Origin of the sequence: Rathayibacter sp. VKM Ac-2929, assembly GCF_022815495.1 — a bacterium.
Taxonomy (GTDB): domain Bacteria; phylum Actinomycetota; class Actinomycetes; order Actinomycetales; family Microbacteriaceae; genus Rathayibacter; species Rathayibacter festucae.
This window is the reverse complement of sequence record NZ_JALGRV010000006.1, coordinates 152,748-178,593: the sequence shown is the minus strand read 5'-3', so window position 1 is coordinate 178,593 and position 25,846 is coordinate 152,748. Positions and strand designations below refer to the sequence as shown.

Sequence of the window (25,846 nt, the reverse complement as noted above, 5' to 3'; positions counted from 1 at the left end):
AGCGAAGCATCAGCATGGAGAAGTTCGACGTCGCCGTCGTCGGAATGGGCGCTCTCGGCAGCGCCGCCGCCTACCACCTGGCCCGCCGCGGCGCCCGGGTCGTCGCGTTCGAGCAGTTCGAGCTCGGCCACGTCCGCGGCGCCTCGCACGACACCTCGCGCATCCTGCGCACCTCCTACGGCGCCCCCGAGTACGTCCGGCTCGCGCAGTCGGCGTACCTCGACTGGGCCGACCTCGAGGCGGAGTCGGGCGAGTCGCTCGTCACGATCACCGGCGGGCTGGTGTTCTTCCCGGCCGGCAGCCCCTACTCCGCCGAGGCGTTCCGGTCGAGCCTCACCGAGAGCGGAGTCCCGTTCGAGCTGCTCACGCCGGCCGAGGTCACTTCGCGCTGGCCGCAGTTCTCGCTGCCCGAGGGCACGCAGACGGTGTACACCGCCGACTCCGGCATCGTGCACGCCGCCCGCACGGTCGCCGTGCTGCAGCTGCGGGCCCGGCAGCACGGCGCCGTGATCCGCGACCGCACGCCGGTCGAGGCGCTGCTCCCCGGCGAGGACGGGGTCGTCCTGCGCACCGCGGGCGGTGACGTGCTCGCGGGCAAGGTGATCCTCGCCGCGGACGCCTGGACGAACGAGCTGCTCGCACCGCTCGGCGCCGAGATCCCGCTCGTCACGATGCAGGAGCAGGTCAGCTACTTCGCGCCGCCCGAGCCGAGCGCCTTCGACCGCGAGCGCTTCCCGGTCTGGATCTGGGAGGACGAGCACTGCTTCTACGGCTTCCCGACCTACGGCGAGCCGACGATCAAGGCCGCGCGCGACGTCTCCGACAACCTGATGGCGCCGCGCGAGCGCACCTTCGTCCCCTCGGCCGAGCTGCTGGAGGAGCTGGCGGGCTTCGTCGGCGCCGTGATTCCCGCCGCCGGCGAGGTGCTGCGCACCGTCACCTGCCAGTACGCGCTGACGCCGGACCGCCGCTTCGTCCTCGGCCCGCTCGACGAGCACCCCGACATCCTGGTCGGGCTCGGCGCCGGGCACGCCTTCAAGTTCACGCCGACCATCGGCCGCGTGCTCGCCGAGCTCGCCCTCGACGGTGCGACCAGCGAGGACGTGTCGGCCTTCGGAGTGACCCCGCCGGTCGCGGCGCCCCTTCTGGGCTGAGGGCGCGGGAGGAGGAGCGTCCCCCTCCCGCGCGCCGTCACGCGACCTCGCGCTCCTCCTCCACCGCCGGCTCGAGCTCGACGACCTCGTGCGACTGCCGCACGACGGGCGCCGCCGCGGTCACGGCGGGTGCGCCGAGCCGCGTGGGGGCGGCGGCCGGCCAGCCGATCGCCTCGGAGGCGCCCCGCAGGTTGCGGAGCCACCACGCCCAGTCCTCGGGGACGAGGCTGAACGGGTCCTCGTAGCCGAGGGCGCGGGCCGCGTAGACCGGCCAGTGCGCGTTGGCCAGCGCGGGGCGGCCGAGGTAGACCAGATCGAGCAGATCCTCCTCGATCACCCGGTTGGCGATCTCGGGCTGTCCGAGGTTCCAGCTGGCGGCGACCGGGATGCCCACCTCCTCGCGGATCCGGGTGGCCGTGCCGACCATGCCGCCCAGCTTGCCGATCGGGATGTCGCCCTGCATGGCGTCGGTGTTGAAGCCGATGCTCACGTCGGCCAGGTCGAGTCCGTGCTCCTTCATCCAGCCGATCGCCGTGATCGACTCGTCGACGGTCGCGCCGCCCGGGTGCAGGTCGTCGACGCCGAGCCGCATCGTCAGGGGGATGCGCTCGGGGAGCACCGCGCGCACCGCGTCGAGGGCCTCGAGGTGGAACCGGGTGCGGTTCTCGAGGCTGCCGCCGTAGGCGTCCGTGCGCTGGTTGGCGAGCGGCGAGAAGAACTCGCTGCCGAGGTAGCCGTGCGCGAAGTGCATCTCGACCCACTCGTAGCCGGCCTCGACGGCGCGCGCGGCGGTGTCGGCGTAGTCCTGCATCAGCTGCGCGATCTCGTCGACGGTCAGCGCGCGCGGCACGTAGGGCATGTCGCCGCCGTAGGCGATCGCGGAGGGCGCGCGGGTCTGCCAGCCGGACTCGTGCTCGGGCGGGAGCATGGCGCCGCCCTCCCACGGGGTGACGAGGCTGCCCTTGCGGCCGGTGTGGCCGAGCTGGATCGCGGCGACGCCGCCCATCGACGTGATCATGTCGACCACGCGCTTGTGGCCCTCGATCTGGTCGTCGTCGTAGAGGCCGGCGCAGTGCACTGTGGTGCGTCCGTCGGGCGTGATCGCGATCTGCTCGGGGAAGACGAGGCCGAACCCGCCGGCCGCACGGGCACCGAGATACATCAGGTGGAAGTCGTCCAGCTTGCCGTCGGTCGAGCGGTACATCGTCATCGGCGACATCGCGATGCGGTTGCGGAGGGTCACGCCCTTGAGCGTGTACGGGGAGAAGAGGTCGGGCATCGTGATCCATTCCGGGGGGAGGGGGTGAAGTGGAGCGAGTGGCCTCAGTGCATCACCGGCGCAGACTCCGGCCGATTTCGCGGCCGTTGCCGGTCCGTAACGTTCTGCTCACGGGGCGGCAGGGGGAGTGAGAGGTCGCGCTGCGGCGCCCGCGCCCGCCATCCTGGAAGCACGTGCGCGGTCCGCCGCCGCGACCGAGGAGGGGGACCCGTGCAGATCCAGAGATCCGGCGAGGATGCGCGCCGCCGCCCGCTCTACGGCGGCTCGGGCGTGCTCGATCTGGAGTACTACTTCCGCGCCACGACCGCACTGCCGAGCTCGGTGATGCGCTTCCACCTCGAGCCGGGCACCTCCGAGGGCGAGCACGTGCACCTCGCGGGCGACGCCGGCAGCTGCTCGCCCGAGAGCTCCGACGAGCTCTACGTGGTCGTGCTCGGCGAGGTCGTGATGACCGTCGACGGCGAGAGCGCCGTGCTGCGCGCGGGCGACGCCCTCTACGCCCCGGCCGGCAGCCACCACGGAGTCGCCAACGAGTCGGACGCCCCCGCCGAGCTGATCCTCGTCTTCGGCCCACCGACCCCGCGCTGACCCACGCGAGGAGCAGACGCGCTGGAGTCGTCCCCTCCCTGCTGGTCGAGCAGCCGCGCCAGCGGCGTATCGAGACCCCGCCGCCCAGGCGCAGAGGCGCCCGACCTCTCCTCCCAGCCCCATCACCACCCGCCCCCACCCCCCTTCCGTGCTTCCGCACCCCGCCTCCCGCCGGCGCCTGCCATCCTGGCCGGGCACGCGCCCGACCCCGTGCATGGAGGCGCCGATGTCCGACGACGGGATGGCCGAGTCCGGCTACCGGCAGACCCTCACCCGCGGCATCGGCCGCTTCGGCAGCTTCGCCGCGGGAGTCAGCTACATCTCGATCCTGACCGGCACCTTCCAGCTCTTCTCCTTCGGCTACGCGAACGGCGGCCCCGCCTACTGGTGGTCCTGGCCGATGGTCTTCGCCGGGCAGCTGGCGGTGGCGCTCTGCTTCGCCGAGCTGGCCGCGCGCTACCCGGTCGCCGGCTCCGTCTACAACTGGAGCAAGCGCCTGGCCGGCCCCACCGTGAGCTGGCTCGCCGGCTGGATCATGGCCCTCGCCTCCGTCGTCTCGCTCGCCGCCGTCGTGCTCGCGTACCAGAGCACGCTCCCGCAGATCTGGCGCGGCTTCCAGCTCGTCGGCGACGGCACCGGCACGAGCGCCGGGGTCAGCGCGGTGCTCTGGGGCGCGATCCTGGTGGCGTTCACGACCGGCGTCAACGCGATCGGCGTGCGGCTGATGGCCCGCATCAACAGCGTCGGCGTGCTGATCGAGCTGTTCGCCGCGGTGCTGCTCGTCGTCGTCCTCGCCGCCAATGCGGTCAACCCACCGAGCGTCGTCCTCGAGACGGCCGGCCGCGGCGAGGGCGTCCCCGGCGGCTACCTCGGCGCGTTCCTCATCGCCGCGATCGCCTCCGCCTACGTGATGTACGGCTTCGACACCGCCGGCTCGCTCGGCGAGGAGACCGTCGACCCCCGGCGCACCGCCCCGACCGCGATCCTCCGCGCGATCACCGCCTCGTTCGTTCTCGGCGGCCTGATCATCCTCTTCGGCCTCCTCGCCGCCCCCGACTTCGCCGACCCCGCACTCGGCTCCCCGTCCGGCGGCCTGCAGCTCGTGGTCCTCCAGGTGCTCGGCGGCCCGCTCGGCTCGGTGTTCCTCGGCTGCATCGTGGTCGCGATCACCGTCTGCGCCCTCGCCGTGCACACCGCCGGCATCCGCCTGGTCTTCGCGATGGCCCGCGACAACGCCCTGCCCGGCAGCGCCCTGCTCGCCCGCGTCGACCCGCGCCGCCGCACCCCGGTCGCCCCTGCCGTCCTGATCGGCGTCCTCGCCGTGCTGATCCTCGTCGTCAACATCGGCACCCCCGAGATCTTCACCGCCGTGACGAGCGTCGCCGTCATCCTGATCTACCTCGCCTACCTCCTGGTCACCGTGCCCCTGCTGCTGCGCCGCCTGCGTGGCCGCTGGCCCACCGCCGACGCGCCCACCGGCTGCTTCTCGCTCGGCCGCCTGGGCCTGCCGGTCAACATCGTCGCCGTGCTCTGGGGCGCCGCGATGGCCGTGAACCTCGCCTGGCCCCGGACCGAGGTCTACGGCGACGGCCCCCTCCGCTGGATCGCCCTCATCGTCGTCGGCGCGGTCGTCACCGTCGGCCTCGCCTGGTTCCGTCTCCGAGGCCGCCACCACCTCGGCGTCCTGCCGGAGCACGCCCAGCCGCGCCCGGAGCCGCTCGACCGCTGACCTCCCGACGTCCGCGCTCCTGCCCGCCCCTCCGTGTCGCCCGATCCGTCACCACCGGCTGCTGCCTCCCCGCCGAAGGAGCCGTTCGCGCCGGATCGCGGCCTCTCTCTGCCCGCGGGAGCCCCGCACCCACTGAGTCGCCCGAGAAGGCGCGTTCTCCGGCCCGGGAACGAGCCTTCTCGGGCGACTCAGTCCAACGAGCTCCTCGCTCACCGCATCGGGGCCGTCGATCGTCTGCGCGGGCTCCCGTCCGACGGTGCGCCAGGATGGACGGCGGGCGACCGCCCGTCGAGGGGAGGGAGCGCCGTGCCGGACCGCCAGGCGCTCTCGACCGGCGCGCTGCTCACGCACGCGGTGCTCATCCAGGCCGTCGCCTTCCTGCTGCGGCCGGCCGCCGTCTACCAGGCGATCCAGCTCGACGTGCCGGCCTGGGCGCTCGGGGCGCTCGGCGCCTCGTTCGCGGTGGTGCCGCTGCTGATCGCGCTGCCCGTCGGCGGCCTCGTCGACCGGGTCGGCGCGCGCTTCGTGATGGCCTGCGGCTCGCTGCTGACGATCGCCGCCGCCGGCCTGCTGCTCCTCGCGGGCGGCGGCCTCGTCGGCCTGCTCTGCGGCACCGCCCTGCTCGGCGCCGGCCACCTCGGCTGCGTCGTCGGCCAGCAGGCCGTGGTCGCCGGGGGAGCGGCCGGCACCCGCCTCGACAGCCGCTTCGGCTACTACACCTTCGCAGCGTCCCTCGGCCAGGCGATCGGCCCCGCGTTCATCCCCGTCTTCGCCGGCAGCGCCGTCCGCCCCGACCCCGCGCCGCTGTTCCTGGTCGGAGGCGCGCTCGCCGTCCTCCTCCTCGCCGTCACCACCGCGATAGCCCGCCCCGCACCCCGTGCCACCGTCGAGACCCCGTCCGAGGGCTCGACGCTCGGCCTGCTGCGGATCCCCGGCCTCGCCCGCGCCCTGCTCACCAGCGCGACCGTCGTCGCCGCCGTCGACCTGACCGTCGTCTACCTCCCGGCCCTCGGCGCCGAGCGCGGCCTCCCCGCGGGCGTGGTCGGAGCCCTGCTGACCGTCCGCGCGCTCGCCTCGATGGCCTCCCGCCTCCTGCTCGGCGCGACGACCTCCCGCTTCGGCCGCACCCGCGTGATGGTCGCCGGCATCGTCGTCTCGGCCGTCTGCCTGGTCCTCACCGCCCTGCCCGCGCCCACGGCCTTGCTCTTCGTCGCCGTCGCCCTGCTCGGCCTCGGCCTCGGCATCGGCCAGCCGATCACCATGTCCTGGCTGATCGAGCGCACCCCCGCCGACCGCCACGGCCGCGCCCTCTCCCTCCGCCTGGCCGGCAACCGCTTGGGCCTGATCGCCCTCCCGACCCTCCTCGGCACCATCGCCGCCGCGGCCGGCGCGGGCGGCGTCCTCATCGGCACCGGCGTCGCCGTCGGCTCCACCCTCGTCCTCCTCCGAGGCGTCCGCCTCGACTGACCACTCGTGGTGTTCCCAATTGCCCGCTTCCGACCAGGGCTTATGACATAATTCTCGTGCACGGCAGGCCGCTATCGATTATCTTTCGAGGCCGCGTGGCGCTCATCATGAGATTGCTTTATTTCGCTCTGGCGATACCCGACGCGTTGCCCACGCAATCAGGCATCCATAAGACGTAGCGAAAAAACCAGGGAAAGCTCGCGGACGGGGGATATGTGGCTAGCAAGAGCAAAAGTCGGAAGCAGGTAGGTTCGGTGCATTTAGAGGTGGACAGAGGCGCGAGCCCTTCTTCCTCGAAGGTCCAAAGCGGGGAAGGAGAAATAACGGTCTTCCTTAGCTACGCTCGGGCTGACGATGACATCTACGGAATGGTTTCGCTCTTCAAGACTACCCTAAGCCATTTCATTTATGCAAAGTCGGGGCGAAAGGTAAAAGCTTTCCTGGATCAGGAAAGCATTGGGTGGGGAGAGCTTTGGCGCGATCGTCTCGAAGCGGAAATTCTGGCGGCATCTGTATTCATTCCGTTGCTTAGCGCCGCTTATCTGGATAGCCAAAACTGCCGTATGGAGTTCAATCGTTTCCAAGCGAACGCATCTTCATTAGGCGTCAACGAGCTTTTGCTTCCCGTCCTGCTCATCAATGCACCGGCGATCTTCAACGAGAATTCCACCGATGACGTCGTTCGCGAAGCGTCGGCCCGGCAGTGGGAGGTCATTGAGGAAGCTGTTCTGTCGGATCCGAAGTCTTCTGCTTGGAAGACCACGATGGCTAGATTGGCTGATCGTTTCGTTCAATCCTACGAAACTGCCGAGGCAAAGCTAGCGGAACTCGAGCATGACGGAACGGGTTCTGACGATATCGTCGACCCAACGAACGAAGACGAGGAGGACGACGACGAGGATCGGCCGGGCCTCGCCGAGGTCACCATCTCGCTCGGCATAAAAATGGACGAGTTGACGGCTGATAGCAAACTTATGGCACCTGCGATTGCGGCGTTAGGGGATGCGGCTACAGGGTCGGGCGGTGTCGGCAGTAAACCGTCTGCTCATCAGGTGCAAACTTGGAGTTTGCGACTGGCAAATTCCTTTAAGGAGCCATCTGAGCGAATCAGCGAGATCGGCGAGCGCATGTTTAACACCACAAAATATATCGATTTAGACATGCGCCGCCTTCGAAGTATCGCAACTGAGCTCATGTCCATTAATCCTGGGCTGGCGGATGGCTACAACAAGGCTTTGGGTCAGTTGACTGGTCTTGGTGCCGTCGGAGAGCAGCTGAATAGCTTGCTCGACCAAATGAAGCCAGCGGAGACCTTCTCCGTTCCTATTCGTAAGGCCCTGCGTCCGGCGCGTCGCGGCCTTACGCGCGTCACGGACAGCCTTCGACTGATGGAGGCTTGGGAGCCGATTCAGATGTAGTGGCTCCGTGGACGCTCCAAGTCTCCGGCCTCTCGCCGTCACTCCAGGCGCACCTCCGCGGCGGACTTGTCGGCGCGCCAGCCTCGCCAGACGGGCTGGCGGAGGGTGCCGCCCGAGGTGCGCTCGCGGTAGCGGACCTCGCCGACGAGGACGGGCTCGACCCAGTGCACGCCGCGGGACTCGGCGGGTGGGACGGCCACCGCGGGCTCGTCGGTCGCGTGCTCGGAGAGGCGGTCGACGAGGCCGCGACGCTCGCGGTCGCTGAAGCCGCTGCCCACCCGGCCGGAGTAGACCAGGCCGTCGTCGCCGGGGAGTGCCGTCAGCAGCGAGCCGACCGAGCCGACGAGTCCGCCCTCGCCCTCGCGCCAGCCGACGATCACCACCTCCTGCACGCGGTGATGGGTGAGCTTCACCCAGTCGCCGGAGCGGACGCCCGGCCGGTAGGCCGCGTCCCGGCGCTTGGCGACCACGCCCTCCAAGCCGAGCGCGAGGCTCGTCGACATCGCCTCCTCCAGGTCGCCGTCGAAGACCGAGGGGACGTGCACGCGCTCGTTCTCGGTCGCCAGCTGCTCCAGAGCCGCGCGGCGCTCGTCGTAAGGGCGGCCGATCGCCTCCGTGCCGTCGATCGCCAGCAGGTCGAAGAGCATCAGGTGCACCGGAGTCGCGCGCGCCGCCGCTTCGATCTCGCGCGGCTTGGTCAGGCCGCCGCGGGTCTGCAGCCGGCCGAAGTCGGGCCGGCCGCGGTCGTCGATCGCGACGATCTCGCCGTCGAGCACGCAGTCGACCGCCACCGCCTCGGCGATCGGATCCAGCAGATCGGGGAATGCGGCCGTGAGGTCGTTGCCGTTGCGGCTGGTCAGGGTCACCGTTCCGCCCGACACCCGCACCAGGGCGCGGTAGCCGTCCCACTTCATCTCGATCGCGGAGTCCCCGGGGATGTCCGCCGCCCGGCCGGCGGTGGCGAGCATCGGCCGGAACGCGGCGGCCTCCGCGATCGGAGAGCTGGACGGCGTAGTCGCTCCAGACCCCGCCGCCCCGGCCCCCGACGCCCCGCCGGACCCCCCGCCCTTCCGCACCCCGCCCCCGCGCCCGTGCGCCTTCCCTCCGTGCGACTGTCCCCCGTGCGCCGCGGCCCCCGGCGCCATCAGGTGCAGCAGCCAGTTCTTCTCGTCCCCCTTCCCGCCCTTCGCCCCGGTGTGCAGCAGCGCGTACCGGCGCGGCTCGCCGCCGAGCCCGCCGTCCGGCCGGCCGGTCAGCACCGCGATCACCTCCTCGCCCTCGCGCCACTTCTCCAGCGCGTAGGTGCCCTCGTCCCAGATCCGCACCTCGCCGCCGCCGTACTCGCCCGCGGGGATCGTGCCCTCGAAGGTCGCGTACTCGAGCGGGTGGTCCTCCGTCTGCACCGCCAGCCGGTTCGGATCGCCGTCCAGCGGCGGCCCCTTCGGCACGGCCCAGCTGACCAGGACGCCGTCGTGCTCCAGCCGGAAGTCGTAGTGCAGCCGTCGCGCATGGTGCTCCTGCACGACGAAGGTGTCGCCCGACGTCGCGATCCCCGCCCCCGGCGAGGGCACCGGCTCCGGCGTCTTCGAGGCGTCGCGCATGCTGCGGTAGGCGGCCAGCCGGTCGGCGGAGGCGTCGGTCGCCGCGAAGCCCGCCATCCGCTCCGGCGACGGCTCGAGCCCCGCACCGCGTGACGCGAGCACCGGGCGCAGCAGGTCGCCGTCACTCCGCAGCCGCTCGACCACCTCGTCCGGAGCGAGGTGCCGCAGGTCCGCCGCCCCGATCTCCTCCCAGGTGCGCGGCGCGGCGACCCGCGGCAGGATCCGGCCCCGCAGCGAGTACGGCGCGATGGTCGTCTTCGCGGCGCTGTTCTGACTCCAGTCGACGAGCACCTTGCCCTCGCGCAGGGTCTTCTTCATGTCGGAGACGACCAGGTCGCGGTGGTCGGCCTCGAGCACCTTCGCCAGCTCGTGCGCGACCGAGGAGATCTGATCGCTCGAGGCGGAGGCGTCCAGCGGGCAGTAGAGATGGATGCCCTTGCTCCCGCTGGTCACCGGGAAGGGCTCGAGCCCCATCCCCTCCAGGAGGTCGCGCGCCAGGAACGCCACCTCGGCGCACTCCGCCAGCCCCGCCCCCTCGCCGGGGTCGAGGTCGAGCACGAGCCGGTCCGGCGGGCGCCGCTCGCCGTCGGAGCCGACCCGCCACTGCGGCACGTGCAGCTCGAGCGCCGCCTGCTGGGCCAGCCAGGTCAGCCCGGCGACGTCGTCGACGAGCGGGTACTCGACGTCGCGGGACGAGTGCGCGAGCGTCGTCCGGCTGAGCCAGTAGGGCGCGGAGGAGGGCAGGTTCTTCTCGAAGAAGACCTCGCCGGGCTCCTCCACAGTGCCGACCCCGTCGACCCAGCGCTTGCGCGTCACCGGCCGCCGGGCGAGGTGCGGCAGCATCGCGGAGGCGACGGACGCGTAGTAGGAGAGGACGTCGGCCTTGGTGAACCCCGCCTCCGGATAGACCACCTTGTCGAGGTTGGTCAGCCGCAGGCGCCGCCCACCCACCGACACGAGCTGCTGCGAGGAGGGGGTCATGACTCCATGGTGGCGTCGCCCGTCCGCCGCCGGGGAGGGAGTTGCGCCGACGGGGGAGGATCGCGGCGAGGGCGGCGGTGTGGAGGAGTGTCTCGCGGCCCGCGCACGGCTGCACTGGATAGCCTGACGATCACCCCACTTCCTCGACAAGGAGCCCCCGTGCCCGAGACGATCACCGACATCCCGCTCACCACGATCGACGGATCCGCGTCGACGCTCGCCGACTACGCGCCGGTGAAGCTCATCGTCAACGTCGCCTCCCGCTGCGGCCTCGCCCCGCAGTACGAGAAGCTCGAGGCGCTGCAGAAGCAGTACGGCGACCGCGGCTTCACGGTGCTCGGCTTTCCGAGCAACCAGTTCCTCCAGGAGCTCAGCGACTCCGACAAGATCAAGGAGTACTGCTCGACCACCTGGGGCGTCACCTTCCCGATGTTCGAGAAGGTCAAGGTCAACGGACGCTCGGCGCACCCGCTCTACGCGGAGCTGACCAAGACCGAGGACGAGGCGGGCAAGGCCGGCAAGGTGAAGTGGAACTTCGAGAAGTTCCTGATCACCGCGGACGGCACCGTGCACCGCTTCCGCCCGACGGTCGAGCCCGACGACCCGCGGATCGTCCAGCTGATCGAGGCGTCGCTCTCCGCCTGATCGCGGCGGCTGCGCGGATCCGATCGAACGGCCGCGCGGGATCGACCCCGCGCCGCGGCAGTCCTAGCGGGCGCGCAGTCCCTCGTCGATCCGCGCCTGCACGGGCTCGACGCCCTCGGGGCAGACGATGTCGGACACCTCGAACGGCGTCGCACGGGTGAAGGGGATCATCTCGATCCCGTCGACGTGACGCAGAAGGACGAGCGCACTGTCGCCGTCACGGAGCGTGCGACGCACCTGCCGCAGGAAGATGCCGGCCATCTCGAGCTCGACCGTGAAGATCCGGCCGCTCACGTCGATCCGGCAGCCGAGCACGGGCTGCGAGGCGGTGGAGGCGGAATCGGGCGCGTGGCGGACGGCGATCGGCTCGTCCTTGCGCAGGGAGCCTCCCGTCCCGGTGAGGGTGGGTGCTGCGACTGCTCGCGCGGTATCGGTCATCGTCGTCTCCGTCCGTGGTCGCGACCGACGGAGAACCGCCCGGTCACTGTCCTCAGACGCTACGACGCGACCCTGGGACGGGGGGTGGGGTTGACGGATGCACCGCGGAGGGGCAGAGCGGCCGGGGGCTCAGCCCTGGCGCGTCTCCTCGGGCTCCGGGAGGACGGACAGCTCGCCGTGCATGCTCGCGACGCTCAGCATCTGCTCGATCCACGCGCGGTTGAGCTTGGGCTGGTGCGTCTCGGCGAAGCGGAAGTGCAGCGGCACCGACGGGTGCAGCCAGACCGAGCTGCGGCCGTGGCCGGTGGAGGCGTCCTCGGTCCAGGAGAGCGAGAAGGCCTCGTTGCGCCGCAGCTTCGACAGCACGGCGACCTTGAGGTGGGCGAGCACCCGCTCCTCGAACTCGATCTCGAGATTCTGCGGTCCATAGGTCAGCGTGGCCACGGGCGCCCTTCGTCAGTGCGAGCCGCCCACGGCGGACAGCTCCTCGGGGACGGTAACCGGTGGAGCCCCTCCACGCGGAATCGACGGACAGACACGCCGATGCCCCATTGACAGCCCGGGCCGCGCCCCCTAGTCGAGGGCCGCTTCACCCGCATGCTGGTCGAGTAGCCCCGCAGGGGGTGCCGCCCTCTCGCCGAGGGCCTCTGCGAACCCCATTCTGGTCGAGTAGCCCCGCAGGGGCGTATCGAGACCCGACGTCGTCAGCAGGGCGGGTCTGCAGACTCGTCCTTCTGGCGCGAGTGGATCTCGATCCGCCCTCTGCGAGGGCTACTCGATCAGCATGGAGCGTCCCCCGCGGACAGCGTCGTCTTCGCGCGCGCCCGTCGCACTCAGCCTCGACGTTCGGCTCGTGCTTCCGCCCCGGGCTCGCGGTTCGGCGCACTGCAGCGTGCCGGGGCCGATTCCGCGTGCGGGAGGTCCAGCACAGCCTGGACCCGCGCCCGGCCGCCGTCCGGCGCGACCGGGTAGCATCGCAGGGCCTGTTCCGGCGGACGAAAGCGACGAGGCCATGAAAACGCGAGTCATCTTCTACCTCATCGGCGGCGTCCTGCTCCTCGGCGCCGGCATCAGCTCGCTCGGCGACGGGGTCTCCGTGCCGGACATCATCACCGTCCTCTGCGGCGTGCTGATCCTCGCCCTCGCCGGCTGGCAGTACCGCCGCTCGCACGGCCCCGACGAGCGCACGCCCGGCGACGACGTCGAGCGCCCCCACCGCTAGCCCGGGCTCCGCCGGCCGGCGGGCACGACCCGCTCCCGCCCCGCCGCCGGCCCCCGGTCAGCAGTCCGACCACGCGTGACTCCGGCCGCGCGGCCCCGAGCGCGCCCTACCCGCGCGCCAGCAGCAGCCGGTACGGCGCCGCCCGCTCCACGCGCCAGCCCTCGGGCGCCAGCACGCGCAGCTCCGGCGCCGTGTAGCTCCGCCGCACCGACAGCGACCCGTCGTAGTGCAGGAACGACCCCGCGGCGATCGGCCGGGTCGCCGCCGCGTACGCGGTGTACGCCAGCCGCGAGCGCTCGATGTCGTTGTGCAGGGCGCGCGGAGCGAGCCGCTCGCTGTCCTCGAGCAGCGCGCTCAGAGCCTCCGCCGGCAGGTGGTGCAGCAGGTGGTTCGACGTCACGATGTCGTACTGAGCACCCTCAGCCACCAGGTCGGCGCTGCTCGCCCGCCGGAACTCGAGCCCGGCCGGCGCCGGCGTCGACGTCGCGAAGGCGAACGCCCGCTCGTCCGGATCGATCGCGGTGATCGCGAGCCGCAGCCCGTCCGCGTGCGCCCAGTCGGCGAGCGAGCGCGCGATGTCGCCGCCGCCCGAGCCGATGTCGAGCAGTCGCAGGGGCTCCTCGCTCCGGAACAGCGGGCGCAGCCGGGTCCGGTAGAGCCGCCGCCAGCCGGAGACGAGCCGGTTCACCGTGCCGAACCGCGCATAGGTCGCGTCGAGCAGGGCGCGGTCGCAGGACGGATCGTCCATCAGCTCCTGCGCGTCCGTCTCCCGGTGCCGGAGGTCGGGGACGAGCGGCGCGTGGGCGCTCACGCCCCGCCGCGCTTGGTCAGCAGCGCCATCTCGACGGTCAGCCCGGGTCCGAACGCCATCGCGCCGATCCGCTCGCCGTCGGCTGCCTCGCCGTGCAGCAGGCGGCGCAGGATGAACAGCACGGTCGCGCTCGACATGTTCCCGACCGTCCGCAGCACCTCGCGCGAGGGCCGCATCTGCTCGTCCGAGAGGCCGATCGCCGACTGCACGCGGTCGAGGATGCTCCGGCCGCCCGGGTGCACGGCCCAGCGCTGCACGTCCGCGGCGCCGACCCCGCCGAGGCCGAGCATCGGCTCGAGCGCGGCGGTGATGTTCGTGCCGATGATGGACGGCACGTAGGTGCTCAGCCGCATGGTGAAGCCGTGGTCGCCGATCGTCCAGGCCATTTCGTCCTCGCCCTCGGGGGTGAGGGTCGTGTCGAGCTCGTCGATGTCGAGCACCGCGGTGCCCGGCTCGGGTGCGCGGGCCGTGACGACCGCGGCGGCGGCCCCGTCGGCGAAGACGGAGGTGGCGACGATCTGCTCCGCGTCGCTGGAGCTGGTCAGGTGGATGCTGCAGAGCTCCGCCGCGACGACCAGCACGACGGCCGACGGGTCCGCCTCGCAGAACGCGCGGGCGGCGCGGAGCCCGGGGAAGGCGCCGTAGCAGCCCATGAAGCCGAGGTGGAAGCGCTGCGTCGAGACGCGCAGCCCGAGCGCGCGGACCAGCTGGTAGTCGGGACCGGGCGCGTAGAAGCCGGTGCAGGAGACGGTGACCACGTGGGTGACCTCGTCCGGCGCGAAGCCGGCCGCCTCGAGCGCGCGCCGGGCCGCCTGCGCGAACAGCTCCGGAGCGCGGGCCGTGTAGACGGCGTTGCGCGCGGCCGTGCCCGGGTCGAGCAGAAGACCGGAGCGGGCGTCGTAGAAGGTGCTCTCGCCGTCGCGCTCCTCGCCGTCCAGCTCGTCGACGACCGTGTGCCGGGTGTCGATCCCCGAGGCGTTGAAGGCCGCGCCGATCAGCCGCGAGCCGAGGCGGGTGACGGCGGGCTGCGCGGCGAAGAGGTCGCGGAGCTCCGGCTGGTGCAGGACCGTGGGCGGGACGGCCGTCTCGATGCTGCGGATGTGGACGCTCACCCGCGGGAACCTACCGCACGTTCCTGCGGGTGAGCGGCGCTCCGGAGGCTCCGCGTGGCGGTGCTCAGAGGATCGGCTTCCCGCCGGTGACGGCGATCGTCGAGCCGCTCATGTAGCTGGCGTCGTCCGAGGCGAGCAGCACGTAGGCGTGCGCGACCTCGGCGGGCTGGCCGGGGCGGCCGAGCGGGACCTGCTCGCCGAACGAGGCGACGGCCTCCGGCGGCATGGTCGCCGGGATCAGCGGGGTCCAGATCGGGCCGGGGGCGACCGCGTTCGCGCGGATCCCCTTCTCGCCGAGGGCCTGCGCGAGCGAGGCGGTCATGCTGAGCATCGCGGCCTTCGTCGCCGCGTAGGGCAGCAGCTGGTACGACGGCTGGTCGGACTGCACCGAGCTCGTCGCGATGATCGAGGCGCCGCTCTTCAGGTGCGGCAGCGCGGACTTCACGAGGTGGAAGTAGGCGCTGATGTTGGTCGCGATGGTGCGGTCCCACTCCTCGTCGGGGATGTCGGTGACCTCCTCGCGGCTCATCTGGAACGCCGCGTTGCTGACGAGCACCTCGAGGTGGCCGAGCTTCTCGACGGTCTCGGCGACGACGGAGCGGCAGTGCGCCGGGTCCCGCAGGTCGCCGGGGAGGAGCAGCGCCTCGCGGCCGGCCTCGCGCACCCACTTCGCGGTGTCCTCGGCGTCCTCGTGCTCGTTCAGGTACGAGATCGCGACGTCGGCGCCCTCGCGGGCGAACGCGATCGCGACGGCCTTGCCGATGCCGCTGTCGGCGCCGGTGACCAGGGCGACCTTGCCGCGCAGGCGGTCGGAGCCGCGGTAGCTGGTCTCGCCGTGGTCGGCCTTCGGCGTCAGCTCGGCCTCGGTACCGGGCGGGGTCTGCTCGGGGGATTCCGGAGTCATGGTGCTCCCTCTCGTCGTGGGTCGGTCCTCCCATGCAAGCCGCTCGCGCGCCGCCGCGCCACGGGGTTGACGCCTTCTTCCGCTCTGATGAGCAGCCCCCCTTGCCTGCTGGTCGAGTAGCCCCGAAGGGGCGTCTCGAGACCCACCGTCACCAGCACGCTGATTCTGCAGACCCCACCTGCTGACCATGGTGGATCTACTGGGAAGACACGGCCGCAGCCATGCTGGTCGAGTAGCCCCGCAGGGGCGTATCGAGACCCACCGTCACCAGCAGTCGGGCTCTGCAGACCCCGCCTTCTGACCACGGTGGATCTCGATACGCCCGCTTCGCGGGCTACTCGATCAGCAGGAGGCGACGACCCCGCCGGCACCCGAGCCGCCCGTCGATCCGCGCCGTCAAGCCCGAGACACCGGGAGCAGCCGGGGAGTTGACTGAGCCGACGCTCCGCACCGGGGCGCACGAGGAGGCCGACATGAGCACGCCCACCGATCGGGGCCCCGGCTCCGACAGCACCGGTCCCGACCGCAGCGACCGCTTCCGCAGCGAGCCGAGCGGCGCCGACCACGACGCGACCACCCGCTTCGACACGACGAGCACCGCCTCGACCGCCACAGGCGCCACAGGCGCCACCGCGACCACCGCCCCCGACGACCAGCCCGCCGCGCACCGCGCCCCCGTCGACCCCGACTCCGCGGAGGCCGCGAAGGCCCGCACCGCCGCGCGCAAGGACATCCACCAGCGCGAGAAGGACCGCTTCGGCGGCCTCAAGATCGGCTGCGCCTTCTTCGGCTGGCTCGCCGCGACCGGCCTCGCGGTCATCCTCACCGCCCTGGTCACCGCGATCGGCGCGGCCGTCGTCGGCACGCAGGACGTCACGGCTGACCTGGCCGCGGACCCCGCCGCCTTCGGCTGGGTCGGCGCGATCGCACTGCTCGTGATCCTCCTCGTGGCCTACTACTCCGGCGGTTACGTCGCCGGCCGGATGGCCCGCTTCAGCGGCGCCAAGCAGGGCGTCGCGGTCTGGGCCTGGGCCGTCGTCGTCGCGATCGTCGTCGGCATCGTCTCCGCGCTCACCGGAGGCAGCCAGATCCTCTCCGCCGTCAGCGGCTTCCCGCAGATCCCGCTCGACGCGGGCGACGCCACCGTCACCGCGATCGTGACCGTCCTCGCCGCCCTGGTCGTCTCCCTGGTCGGCGCCGTCCTCGGCGGCCTCGCCGGCATGCGCTTCCACCGCCGCGTCGACCGCGAGGGCCTCTCGGGCCTGGCCGTCTGACCCCCTCCCTCCCGCCAGATGCCACTTATGAGCCTCCGCCTCGGCGTGTCGCCCTCGTAAGTGGCATCTCGCGGGCTGCGGCCGCACGGGTACCCCGGGCCCTCCCCGCGAGATGCCACTTGGGTACGGCTCACTCGGCGTGTCGCGTACCGAAGTGGCATCTCGCGGACTGCCGCCGGGGCTCGCACCCCCGGCTCGCCCCGCGAGATGCCACTTATGAGCCCCCGTCTCGGCGTGTCGCCCTCATAGGTGGCATCTCGCGAACTGCGGGCTGCACGCGCACCGCGGGAGGGGGCGTACGCCTACGCTCGTGCGGGTGGAGAACGCGCGTGGAGGCAGGCTGAGCATCGAGCTGGCGGAGTGGGCGGCGCCCGCGGCGCTCGCCGGGCTCCGGGACGAGTACCTCGCCTTCCTCGCGGAGCACGGCGACGCGGCGCTCGAGCGGGACGGCGGCCCCGAGCACGTCACCGCGAGCTGCTTCGTGCTCTCGCCCGCACTCGACCGGGTCCTGCTCTGCTACCACCGCAAGGGCCGCTTCTGGGTGCAGCTCGGCGGGCACGTCGAGCCGGCCGACGCCTCCGTCCCCGCCGCCGCGGAGCGCGAGGCCCGCGAGGAGAGCGGCCTCGCAGCCCTCACCCTGCTCGGCGACGTCCCGCTCGACCTCGACCGGCACGGTCTCGGCGGCGGCTTCGGCCGCTGCAGCACTCACTGGGACATCGGCTACGGCGCGATCGCCGACCCCGCGCAGCCCTTCGCCGTCAGCGACGAGAGCGACGCCCTGGCCTGGTGGCCGGTCGACGCCCTGCCCGAGGACGTCCCGCCCGGCTTCCCGGAGCGCCTCGCCGGCGCGCTGGCGGCGGCCCGCAAGCTCTGAGGATCCGGAGCCGCGACGAACGCCCGCCATGCGGCACGATGAACGCATGCCCGACCCCGCGCGCCCCGTCGTCGTCCTCGCCGGAGCGAGCGGCTTCCTCGGCACCGACCTCGCCCGCCGCTTCGAGGCCGACGGCTGGACCGTCCGCCGGATCGGCCGCTCCGGCCCCGACGCCCGCTGGGGCGACACCGCCGCGATCACGCGGGCCCTCGACGGCGCCCGCCTCCTCGTCAACCTGGCCGGCAAGAGCGTCGACTGCCGCTACACCGCCGCCAACCGCGCCGAGATCCTGCGCTCCCGGATCGACACGACGACGGAGCTGCACCGCGCCGCCGCGGCCGCCGCGACCCCGCCGCCGGTCTGGATGAACGCGAGCACGGCCACCATCTACCGCCACGAGGAGGAGCGCGCCAACACCGAGCGGGACGGCGTGCTCGGCGAGGGCTTCTCCGTCGACGTCGCACGCGCCTGGGAGAAGGCGTTCTTCGCCGGCGAGACCCCCGGCGTCCGCCGCCTCGCCCTGCGGATGACGATCGTGCTCGGCGACGGCCCGGCCACCGGCATCCTGCTGAAGCTCGCCCGGCTCGGCCTCGGCGGCCCGCAGTTCGACGGCCGCTGGCCGGCCACCCGCGCCCGGCGCGCGGCCGGCGTGCACCACGAGTACCGCCCCACCCACGGACGCCAGCACTTCAGCTGGATCCACGTCGAGGACGTCTACCGCTCGATCCGGTTCTTGGAGGAGCAGGGCCCGGAGGAGCAGCCCCTCGACGGCCCCGTGAACCTCGCCGCGCCCAACCCGAGCGACAACACCGAGCTCTCCCGCCTCCTGCGCGCCGCGGTCGGCCGGCGGATCGGCCTGCCCGCCCCGCGCTTCGTCCTCGAGCCGGCGACCTTCGCCCTGCGCACCGAGTCCGAGCTGCTGCTCAAGAGCCGCTGGGTCGTCCCCGGCCGCCTCGAGGAGGCCGGCTTCACCTTCGCCCACCCCGACCTCGGCGAGGCCCTCCGCGACATCGTCGCGACCGCGCGCTGACCCCGGGCCGGGATCGCCCGCCCTCCCGACACCGCCCTCCCGACACCGGCGCCCCGCCCCCGCCGCGCCCCTCCCCGATCCCGCGGGTACTCATCGCACGCGCTCGAATGCTAACGTCACCATGCCCTGAACGGCGCGGATCACCGTGTCGCGGTACGAGGCGGCCCTGCGCTCCGTGAACGGTCACGGATCGTCGCGGCGCCGCCGACTCCGCCGGGCACCGCCGACGAAGGAAGCAGCACACCGTGGGATCCAGCGACAGCACCGCCCGGCATACCGCGGCCGGCAGCGTCGAGGTCCGTGCCCGGCGCGTCGACGGGACGTCCGTCGGATTCCGCGCCGTGCTGGTCGCGACCGGCGACGGCCGCCTCGTCGTCGCGGACAGCACTCCCGTCCCGACGGGCTGGCGGTTCACCGGCGCCGCGGACGAGCTGCTCGAGGTCGGCCTGCCCGCCCGCCCCGGGCTGCGCGACGTGAGCGTCGTCTACACGACGACCCTCGACACCCTCGACCACGTCGACGTCCCGGACACGGGCCGCTGGCACATGAACAGCAGCCACCCCGTCTCCGCGTGGCGCTTCAGCGGCGACCTGCAGGTCCGCGCGAACTCGCTGAAGACGCCGGTCTACGTCTTCGAGCGGCTCGGCGGCGGCGCCAGCGGCGTGGGCGTGATCGCCGCGCCCACGGAGATGGACATCACCCTGCACGAGCCCGCCTCGAACCGGGCGCTGAACGTGCACTTCCGCCGGCTCCGGGTGGAGTTCACGCTGCTCCACCTCGCCGACACTGCGGAGGCCGGTGCCGACGGCGAGGCCGTGCACCGGTTCTGGATCGCTGTCCTCCCCGCGTCGCAGCACGCCGACTGGCGCTCGGTGCTGCGGCGGTTCTCCGCCTGCGAGCGGCTGGCCCTGGACGTGCGCTACCCCACCCGCCCCGAGGCGCTCGAGCCCTACTGGTGCACCGGGGTCGACTGGAGCTCCGAGCACGTCACGCAGGAGCTCGTCCTGCGGAACGCCCGCCTCGCCGCGGAGCTGGGGATCCCGAACATCGTCATCGACGACGGCTGGTTCGGCCGCGGACGGGACTCGAGCGACGACGTGCCGATGGACATCGGCGACTGGACCCGATCCGGTCAAGTACCCGGACCTGCCGTGGCTGATCGAGTCGATCCACGCGCTCGGCAGCCGGGTGATCATCTGGTGCGCCCCGCACGCCGTCGGTCCCGCCTCCGCGGCCTTCGGGCGGGTCGGCGACCTCCTCGTCCAGGACGCGCACGGCGCCCCGATCCTGAACCCGGCGATGTTCTCCTCGCTGTGCTTCCGCAGCGAGCGCGCCCGGCGGGTCATGGTCGACGTCGTGCGGGACCTCTTCCGGCGCCACCCCTTCGACGGCGTCACGTACGACCTCTTCGACGGGCTGCCGTCCGAGGAGTGCGAGTCCCCCGAGCACGCGCATGACCTCGGCTCGACGATCGTCGGACTGCACCGCGTCCTCGCCGAGTGCGCGGCGATCACCGAGGCGCAGCCGCGGCCGGTCGTCGTCGAGATGAAGCAGGACCACGCCACCGCCGCCATCGCCGGGCTCGGCTCGGTCGTGCGCGGCGGCGACTCCCCGTACGCGTCGCGGACCAACCTCGTGCGGATGGACCACCTCCAGGCCCGGGGGATGCCGGGGCTGAACGACTACCAGACCTTCCCCCGCTCGGCGTCGCCCGCCGAGGTGTGCGTCATCGCCCTGCGGATGGTCGCCGGGGGAGTCCCCGCCTGGGGACGCGACCTCACCGCGCTCGATCCGGGCCAGCGCGTCTGCCTCCTCCGCGTGCACCGCTGGTACCGCGCGCTCCTGCACCACGGCGCCGGCGCCCACCGCGAGAGCGACCGGGACGGCGTGCTCCTGCTCCGCACGGACGTCGGCGTCGTCCTGATCTGCACCGAGCCGGGCCGCGTCGTCACCGTGCCGGCCGACTGCTGCCAGATCGTGAACGCGACCCTCTCGACCGAGCTGGTCCTGCGCTCGGAGCAGAAGCGGACCGTCCTCGGCACGCGCTCGATCCTCGCCGAGGTCTGCGTCCCCAGGCTGCGCTCCCTCCCGAGCGGCGTCCACCGCCTGGAGCTCGGCACCGGGAGCGTGCTCACTCTCGCCGTCGAGCTCCGGCCGCACCCCACCGACACCGACGGAGACGCCCGACGACCGACCGGACGGACCCCGCCGCGATGACGACCGCGCGCGAGAGCGTCCGGCGGATCCTGCGGGCGAACCCGGACTACCGCCGCGTCTTCCTCGCCCAGATCGTCAGCCAGGGCGGCGACTGGTTCACGATGATCCCGCTGATCGTCCTGCTCCAGCGCCTCACCGGCGACGGCGCCCTCGGCGCGCTGCTGCTCGCGGCCGAGACCGCGGTCATCGCCGTGCTCTCGCTCTGGGCCGGCGGGCTCGTCGACCGCACGTCGCGCCGCACGGTGCTGGTCGCCGCGCAGGCGGGGTCGGCGCTCGCCGTGCTGCCGCTGTTCCTGCTGCAGTCGGCGGGGACCGCGTGGCTCGCGGTGCTCACCTTCGGACTGCTCGCGGCGGGCAAGGCGTTCTTCACCCCCGCCGTGAATGCGATCGTCCCGCAGATCGTGCCGAGGGAGAGCCTGCTCGTCGCGAGCACCGGGCTGAACTCGGTCTGGGGAGTGATGCTCGCGCTCGGCGCCTCCCTCGGCGGCATCGCCTCCGCGCTCGTCTCGCCGTACTTCTGCTTCGCGATCACCGCCGGCGCCTACGGGTTCTCCGCGCTGCTGCTGCTCGGCCTGCCCGCGGCGCGCGGCGCCGATCACGGGGCGGGGCAGGGGGCGGGGCGCGAGGCCGGCCGCCGCGGAGGCCTCGCCCGGTTCGCCCGCGATGTCCGCGAGGTCGCCGCCTTCTGCCGCTCCGACCGGCGGATCCCGGCCCTCCTGCTGGCGAAGCCCGGCAGCCACCTCGGCAACGGCGCCATCGCGCTCTTCCCGGCGCTCGCTCTGACGATGGCGGCGGACCCCGCCGTCGCCGCGAGTCTCCTCTTCGCCGCGCGTGGCGTCGGCGCCGTGATCGGGCCCCGCGTCGCGCGGTCCGCGGCGGAGCGCTCGCCCGACCTGCGCGGCGGGATCGTCGCCGCCGTGCTCCTCTTCGGCCTCGGCTACGCCCTGGTGTCGATCAGCACCTCGGTCGTCCTCGCGATCGCCCTCGTCCTGATCGCCCACATCGGCGGCAGCATGAACGCGAGTCTCAGCGGCTACGGCCTGCAGTCGATCACCGCGAACGACCTGCGCGGCCGCGTCTTCGCGGTCGACACCATGATCGCCATGCTCGCGATCGCTCTCAGCCAGGCCCTGGTCTCGCTCGGGATCCTGCTCCTCGAGCCGCGCACCGTCATGGCCCTGTGCAGCGCCGCCGTCCTCGGCTGCGCGGCGCTCTGGTGGTCCGCGACCCGCCGCACGCCCCTGCGCACCGCCTGACCCCCGTCCGCCGAATCCGCGCTCCAGAGATCGTCGTCCTCGAGCTCCCGCTACGACGACTCTCGAGGAGTCGCCCGCTCAGCAGGCCCGGAGCCGGCCGACCGCGGCCGAGAGCGTCGGAGTGCCGCCGAGGATCGTCACGTAGTCGAGGTCCTGTCTCGCGATCGCCGTCTTCGTCGCGCCCGGGAGGCAGGTCGGCTCGCTGAGGTACAGCGGTGCCCCCCGCTCCGCCGCCGCAGGCCCGGCGGCCAGAGCGTCGGCGAAGCTCGTCGCCGAGGCGACGAAGGCCTCGTCGACCAGCTCCGACGGCGGATAGAGGGCGTTGAGCAGGCGACTGGTGTCATGCCGGTCCGTCCCCGCCACCCGGTGGACGGACTCGACGAGGGTCGACGCGCGCAGGGCCGACTCGATGCCGGAGCTGATCGACGGGGTTCCGCCGAGCAGCTGGCCCGACTCCGCCGAGAGCCGGCGGATCGCGTTCCGCGTCGCGTTGTCCAGATCGCTCCGGGCGCCGTCGACGAGGAGGACGGGCTCGAGCCGACGCCCGGCGATCGGCGCGGCCGAGAGGGCGTCGGGGAAGTCCGTGCCGGTGGCGAGGAAGACCGTCGAGTAGTCGGTGCCGCGGAACGCGTCGGCGACGATCCGCCGCGACGTCTCGTAGCGGTCCCGGCCGGCGATCCGCACGACCGGAGCGTCGGTCAGGTCGTCCAGGCTCCGCAGCACGGCGTCGCTGACCGAGAGGGCGCTCCCGACCACCACGATCCGGCTCGGCCGCAGGTCCTCGACCTGGCGGGCGACGGTCTCGGGGAGCACCAGCGGGTCGGTCAGGAGAAGGCTGCCACGCTGGGCGGACGCGGCGGGACCGGCGGACAGGGCGTCCGGCCAGTTCGCTCCGCTCGCGACGTAGAGCGGCGAGTCGCGGGGGACGTACCCCTCGACGGAGACCAGGGCCGCCGTCTCGTAGCGGTCGACCCCCGCCACGCGCGCGACGTCCGAGTCGTACGGGGTGGGAGTGAAGTCGATGCCGGTGAGGCCGTCGGGCGCGAGCGACTGGTAGGCGTACTGGCCGAGTCGAGCCGCCTCCTCGAAGTACTCGTCGTCGTACGCGGGGACGCCCGCCTCGGTGAGCCGGAAGACGTAGACGCCCGTGGGCAGGCGGTCCGCGCCGCTGAACGAGTAGCGGCTCTCCGCCTCGGGGCCGCCGCGGACCGGCAGCGAGGAGAACTCGACCAGATTCCCGCTCCCGTCCATGATCCAGGCCTGGACGATGAAGTCCGCCCTCGTGACGCCCGGCGCACCGGCCGGGAGGATCCCTCCGGTCACAGTGCCGGCGGACGCCACCAGGATGTCGACACCCTCGTTCGATTCGGTGAAGTGCTCCGCCTCGCTCGCGAGTGGACTGCCGTAGAGGCCGCCGAGAGGGTTGCCGGCGTTCCACGTCGGATACCAGGCGTCGTCGTCGATCACCTCCGCGCGCACCGCGTAACTCCCGCCCGCGGGGAGGGTCAGCGAGTAGGCCTCCTCGGTGACGACCTCCTCGACGACGGTCGAGGACGCGTCCACCGCCTGCACCCGGTACGCCTCGCCGGTGGGAGCGGGAACGGAGTCGATGCGGGCGGCCCGGACGATGCCGGACACGACGATGCTCTCGGCCGCCGAGGCCTGCGCCGGTGACCCCGCCGCGACGGCTCCCGCGAGCAGCGACAGGACCGCCCCCACGGTGGCGAGGAGGCGGACGCGGGACCGGGAGCGGGATGCAGGGGACAACGGCGGCCTTCCGGAGCGACGGAGGCGGCTCGGTCGGGGCGACGGGCTGCCGGGTGCGCCACACGCTAGCGACGACCGCCGACGGGCGCGGCGCGGCGAGACACGTCGTCCCACTCCGGCGACCGGGTCGAGGCGCCGGCGGGAGCCTCCGTGCTAGCGCCCGGCGACGCGCAGCGCGATGTCGCGGCGGTACTGGCCGCCGTCGAGGGTGATCAGGTCGAGCGCGCGGTACGCCCGCTCGCGCGCCTCGGCGAAGTCGGCGCCGCGGGCGACGACGTTCAGCACCCGGCCGCCGGTGGCGACGAAGCGGCCGTCGACCAGCTGGGTCGCGGCGTGCGCGATCGTCACGCCGGGGACCTCGGCCGCCGCCTCCAGGCCGCCGAGCGGGCGACCGGTGGCCGCGTTCTCGGGGTAGCCCTCGCTGGCGAGCACGACCGTCACGGCGACGTCCTCCGAGAAGGCCGGCCACGGGACGGAGGCGAGCGCGCCGGTCGCCGCGGCGAACAGCAGCGCCGAGAGCGGGGAGACCAGGCGCGGCAGCACGACCTGCGTCTCGGGGTCGCCGAAGCGCGCGTTGAACTCGATCACGCGGATGCCGACGTCGGTGACGATGAGGCCGCAGTAGAGGAGTCCGACGAACGGGGTCCGCTCGCGCTCGAGCTGGCGGATGGTCGGGATGGCGACGGTGTCGATGACCTCGTCGACGAAGGCGCGCTCGCTCTCCCAGCGGTCCGCGAGCCAGGGGAGCGGGGAGTAGGCGCCCATGCCGCCGGTGTTCGGTCCCTCGTCGCCGTCGGCGAGGCGCTTGTAGTCCTGGGCGGGCGAGAGCGGGACGACGTCGTGGCCGTCGGAGAGGAGGAAGAGCGAGACCTCCTGGCCGGCCAGGAACTCCTCGATCAGCACGTCGCCGGACTGCAGCCAGAACTCGGCGTGCGCGACGGCGGCGGTGCGCGACTCGGTCACGAGCACGCCCTTGCCGGCGGCGAGGCCGTCGGCCTTCACGACGTAGGGGGCGCCGAACTCGTCGATGACGCGCGTCGCGTCGACGAGCGTCGAGACGCGGGTCGCCCGGCCGGTGGGGACGCGCGCCATGTCCATCACGCGCTTGGCGAAGGTCTTCGAGCCCTCGAGGGCGGCGGCCGCGCGGTCGGGACCGAAGGTGGGGATGCGGCGGCGGCGCAGGGCGTCGGCGACCCCCGCGACGAGGGGCGCCTCCGGGCCGATGACGACGAGCTCGATGCCCTGCTCGACCGCGAAGTCGCTGACCAGGCGCGGGCTGTTGGTGTCGAAGTGGATGACCTCCACGTCGCGCGCGATCCCCGCGTTGCCGGGGGCGGCGATGATCTCGTGCGCCTCCTCCTCCGCGAGCAGGGCGGTGATGATGGCGTGCTCACGGGCACCCGAGCCGAGGACGAGGATCTTCACCCTGACAGGATAGGCCCGCCCCGGAGCGCCCCCGCCCGGGTGCGCGCCCCGTCGCCGCGCGCCCCCTCCCTCCTCCGCGAGATGCCAGTTGTGCACGCCTTCTGCGGCGTGTCGCGTGCACAAGTGGCATCTCGCGGAGCCGCCGGGCACCGGGGGGCACCGGGCGGCACGGCAGACTGGACGCATGGCCAAGGGGAAGATCGACGAGGTGACCGGGCAGGACGCCGTGCGGGCGGCGCTCGCCGGCGGGGCCGACCGCAACACGACCGCGACCGCCGTGCGCTTCCTCCTGCAGATCATCGAGACGAACGTCCCGGGCCGCAGCGTCGAGGTCCGCGTGCCGCCGTTCGGCGCCGCCCAGTGCGTCGAGGGCCCGGGCCACACCCGCGGCACGCCGCCGAACGTGATCGAGATGGACGCCGCCACCTGGCTGCCGCTCGCCACCGGCTCCCTCCCCTGGAGCGAGGGCCTCGCGAGCGGCCGGATCCACGCCTCGGGCGTGCGCGCCGACCTCTCGCCGTTCCTCCCGCTGCTCCACGTCCACCGGCCGTCGGCGAATTAACATCTCGTAAACGCACCGCCGCCGCCCCGATCGACGTTTGACGGACAGGCCCGCGTCGGGTTGTCTGGGAAAGTTCCCCCACTGCGGCAGGA

Annotated in this window: 23 protein-coding genes; 14 read left to right on the top strand and 9 right to left on the bottom strand. The window is 72.7% G+C overall.

The window, feature by feature from the left end:
• The first annotated feature begins 14 nt into the window (after nt 1–14).
• Entirely contained in the window at nt 15–1,154 is a 1,140-nt protein-coding gene (solA, locus tag MT355_RS19050) for an N-methyl-L-tryptophan oxidase (RefSeq protein WP_243600729.1), read from the top strand.
• A 37-nt stretch (nt 1,155–1,191) separates the two neighbouring features.
• Here the strand turns inward: solA and MT355_RS19045 are convergent, their stop codons facing one another.
• Complete coding sequence (locus MT355_RS19045) at nt 1,192–2,433, bottom strand: NADH:flavin oxidoreductase/NADH oxidase (protein WP_243600728.1); 1,242 nt, start codon at nt 2,431–2,433, stop codon at nt 1,192–1,194.
• A gap of 210 nt (nt 2,434–2,643) precedes the next feature.
• Here MT355_RS19045 and MT355_RS19040 point away from each other — a divergent pair, with 210 nt between their 5' ends.
• The 4 genes from MT355_RS19040 (at nt 2,644) to MT355_RS19025 (ending at nt 7,635) form a co-directional block, all read left to right on the top strand.
• The gene (locus tag MT355_RS19040; protein WP_127887753.1) at nt 2,644–3,021 is read left to right on the top strand and encodes a cupin domain-containing protein; all 378 of its coding nucleotides are present in this window, start codon (nt 2,644–2,646) and stop codon (nt 3,019–3,021) included.
• Between the two features lie 226 nt (nt 3,022–3,247).
• Nucleotides 3,248–4,750, top strand: coding sequence for an APC family permease (locus MT355_RS19035; protein ID WP_243600727.1), 1,503 nt, complete (start codon nt 3,248–3,250; stop codon nt 4,748–4,750).
• Between the two features lie 306 nt (nt 4,751–5,056).
• On the top strand, nt 5,057–6,217 hold the full coding sequence (locus MT355_RS19030) for an MFS transporter (RefSeq protein ID WP_243600726.1): 1,161 nt from the start codon (nt 5,057–5,059) through the stop codon (nt 6,215–6,217).
• A 215-nt stretch (nt 6,218–6,432) separates the two neighbouring features.
• Nucleotides 6,433–7,635: a toll/interleukin-1 receptor domain-containing protein gene (locus MT355_RS19025; protein WP_243600725.1), complete on the top strand. Its 1,203-nt coding sequence runs from the start codon at nt 6,433–6,435 to the stop codon at nt 7,633–7,635.
• A gap of 38 nt (nt 7,636–7,673) precedes the next feature.
• Here the strand turns inward: MT355_RS19025 and MT355_RS19020 are convergent, their stop codons facing one another.
• Nucleotides 7,674–10,217 carry an ATP-dependent DNA ligase gene (locus MT355_RS19020; RefSeq protein ID WP_243600724.1) on the bottom strand — a complete coding sequence of 848 codons (2,544 nt, stop codon included), beginning with the start codon at nt 10,215–10,217 and terminating at the stop codon, nt 7,674–7,676.
• A gap of 159 nt (nt 10,218–10,376) precedes the next feature.
• On the opposite strand from MT355_RS19020, the gene MT355_RS19015 reads away from it, so the two are divergent.
• Nucleotides 10,377–10,862: a glutathione peroxidase gene (locus tag MT355_RS19015; protein ID WP_243600723.1), complete on the top strand. Its 486-nt coding sequence runs from the start codon at nt 10,377–10,379 to the stop codon at nt 10,860–10,862.
• Between the two features lie 63 nt (nt 10,863–10,925).
• Here MT355_RS19015 and MT355_RS19010 read toward each other — a convergent pair whose 3' ends face one another.
• Nucleotides 10,926–11,300 (bottom strand): hypothetical protein, encoded by a 375-nt coding sequence (locus MT355_RS19010; RefSeq protein ID WP_243600722.1) that lies wholly within the window; start codon nt 11,298–11,300, stop codon nt 10,926–10,928.
• Nucleotides 11,301–11,429: 129 nt separating this feature from the next.
• A complete protein-coding gene (locus MT355_RS19005; protein WP_123737654.1) occupies nt 11,430–11,744 on the bottom strand; it encodes a hypothetical protein in 315 nt (104 codons plus the stop codon).
• A gap of 568 nt (nt 11,745–12,312) precedes the next feature.
• Here MT355_RS19005 and MT355_RS19000 point away from each other — a divergent pair.
• Entirely contained in the window at nt 12,313–12,522 is a 210-nt protein-coding gene (locus tag MT355_RS19000) for a hypothetical protein (protein WP_123706287.1), read from the top strand.
• Between the two features lie 106 nt (nt 12,523–12,628).
• Here the strand turns inward: MT355_RS19000 and MT355_RS18995 are convergent, their stop codons facing one another.
• From MT355_RS18995 to MT355_RS18985, 3 genes are all read right to left on the bottom strand, one after another.
• Nucleotides 12,629–13,333, bottom strand: coding sequence for a methyltransferase domain-containing protein (locus MT355_RS18995; RefSeq protein ID WP_243600721.1), 705 nt, complete (start codon nt 13,331–13,333; stop codon nt 12,629–12,631).
• Entirely contained in the window at nt 13,330–14,445 is a 1,116-nt protein-coding gene (locus MT355_RS18990) for a 3-oxoacyl-[acyl-carrier-protein] synthase III C-terminal domain-containing protein (RefSeq protein ID WP_243600720.1), read from the bottom strand. Before MT355_RS18990 ends, MT355_RS18995 begins: the two co-directional genes overlap by 4 nt.
• A 64-nt stretch (nt 14,446–14,509) precedes the next feature.
• Nucleotides 14,510–15,349: an SDR family oxidoreductase gene (locus MT355_RS18985; protein ID WP_243600719.1), complete on the bottom strand. Its 840-nt coding sequence runs from the start codon at nt 15,347–15,349 to the stop codon at nt 14,510–14,512.
• Nucleotides 15,350–15,822: 473 nt separating this feature from the next.
• Between MT355_RS18985 and MT355_RS18980 the strand changes: the two genes are divergently transcribed.
• From MT355_RS18980 to MT355_RS18955, 6 genes are all read left to right on the top strand, one after another.
• Nucleotides 15,823–16,623: a hypothetical protein gene (locus MT355_RS18980; protein WP_243600718.1), complete on the top strand. Its 801-nt coding sequence runs from the start codon at nt 15,823–15,825 to the stop codon at nt 16,621–16,623.
• A 316-nt stretch (nt 16,624–16,939) separates the two neighbouring features.
• Nucleotides 16,940–17,497 (top strand): NUDIX hydrolase, encoded by a 558-nt coding sequence (locus MT355_RS18975; protein WP_243600717.1) that lies wholly within the window; start codon nt 16,940–16,942, stop codon nt 17,495–17,497.
• A gap of 46 nt (nt 17,498–17,543) precedes the next feature.
• A complete protein-coding gene (locus tag MT355_RS18970) occupies nt 17,544–18,527 on the top strand; it encodes an epimerase (RefSeq protein ID WP_243600716.1) in 984 nt (327 codons plus the stop codon).
• A 245-nt stretch (nt 18,528–18,772) separates the two neighbouring features.
• Entirely contained in the window at nt 18,773–19,984 is a 1,212-nt protein-coding gene (locus MT355_RS18965; RefSeq protein WP_243600715.1) for an alpha-galactosidase, read from the top strand.
• Nucleotides 19,884–20,744: a hypothetical protein gene (locus tag MT355_RS18960; protein ID WP_243600714.1), complete on the top strand. Its 861-nt coding sequence runs from the start codon at nt 19,884–19,886 to the stop codon at nt 20,742–20,744. The genes MT355_RS18965 and MT355_RS18960 overlap by 101 nt, the downstream gene beginning before the upstream one ends.
• Nucleotides 20,741–22,000: an MFS transporter gene (locus MT355_RS18955; RefSeq protein WP_243600713.1), complete on the top strand. Its 1,260-nt coding sequence runs from the start codon at nt 20,741–20,743 to the stop codon at nt 21,998–22,000. The genes MT355_RS18960 and MT355_RS18955 overlap by 4 nt, the downstream gene beginning before the upstream one ends.
• Nucleotides 22,001–22,078: 78 nt before the next feature.
• On the opposite strand, the gene MT355_RS18950 is transcribed toward MT355_RS18955, so the two are convergent.
• Both MT355_RS18950 and purD read right to left on the bottom strand, forming a co-directional pair.
• Nucleotides 22,079–23,767: a cell wall-binding repeat-containing protein gene (locus MT355_RS18950; RefSeq protein WP_243600712.1), complete on the bottom strand. Its 1,689-nt coding sequence runs from the start codon at nt 23,765–23,767 to the stop codon at nt 22,079–22,081.
• 153 nt (nt 23,768–23,920) lie between these two features.
• Nucleotides 23,921–25,192 carry a phosphoribosylamine--glycine ligase gene (purD, locus tag MT355_RS18945; RefSeq protein WP_243600711.1) on the bottom strand — a complete coding sequence of 424 codons (1,272 nt, stop codon included), beginning with the start codon at nt 25,190–25,192 and terminating at the stop codon, nt 23,921–23,923.
• Nucleotides 25,193–25,376: 184 nt separating this feature from the next.
• Here purD and MT355_RS18940 point away from each other — a divergent pair, with 184 nt between their 5' ends.
• Complete coding sequence (locus MT355_RS18940) at nt 25,377–25,754, top strand: sterol carrier family protein (protein WP_243600710.1); 378 nt, start codon at nt 25,377–25,379, stop codon at nt 25,752–25,754.
• Nucleotides 25,755–25,846: the final 92 nt, after the last annotated feature.

Excerpts from the sequence above, each read along its gene's own strand:
- solA (WP_243600729.1), top strand. The coding sequence starts at position 15 with ATGGAGAAGTTCGACGTCGCCGTCGTCGGAATGGGCGCTCTCGGCAGC.
- MT355_RS19045 (WP_243600728.1), bottom strand. The coding sequence starts at position 2,433 with ATGCCCGACCTCTTCTCCCCGTACACGCTCAAGGGCGTGACCCTCCGC.
- MT355_RS19035 (WP_243600727.1), top strand. The coding sequence starts at position 3,248 with ATGTCCGACGACGGGATGGCCGAGTCCGGCTACCGGCAGACCCTCACC.
- MT355_RS19020 (WP_243600724.1), bottom strand. The coding sequence starts at position 10,217 with ATGACCCCCTCCTCGCAGCAGCTCGTGTCGGTGGGTGGGCGGCGCCTG.
- MT355_RS19010 (WP_243600722.1), bottom strand. The coding sequence starts at position 11,300 with ATGACCGATACCGCGCGAGCAGTCGCAGCACCCACCCTCACCGGGACG.
- MT355_RS19000 (WP_123706287.1), top strand. The coding sequence starts at position 12,313 with ATGAAAACGCGAGTCATCTTCTACCTCATCGGCGGCGTCCTGCTCCTC.
- MT355_RS18985 (WP_243600719.1), bottom strand. The coding sequence starts at position 15,349 with ATGACTCCGGAATCCCCCGAGCAGACCCCGCCCGGTACCGAGGCCGAG.
- MT355_RS18980 (WP_243600718.1), top strand. The coding sequence starts at position 15,823 with ATGAGCACGCCCACCGATCGGGGCCCCGGCTCCGACAGCACCGGTCCC.
- MT355_RS18970 (WP_243600716.1), top strand. The coding sequence starts at position 17,544 with ATGCCCGACCCCGCGCGCCCCGTCGTCGTCCTCGCCGGAGCGAGCGGC.
- MT355_RS18955 (WP_243600713.1), top strand. The coding sequence starts at position 20,741 with ATGACGACCGCGCGCGAGAGCGTCCGGCGGATCCTGCGGGCGAACCCG.
- MT355_RS18940 (WP_243600710.1), top strand. The coding sequence starts at position 25,377 with ATGGCCAAGGGGAAGATCGACGAGGTGACCGGGCAGGACGCCGTGCGG.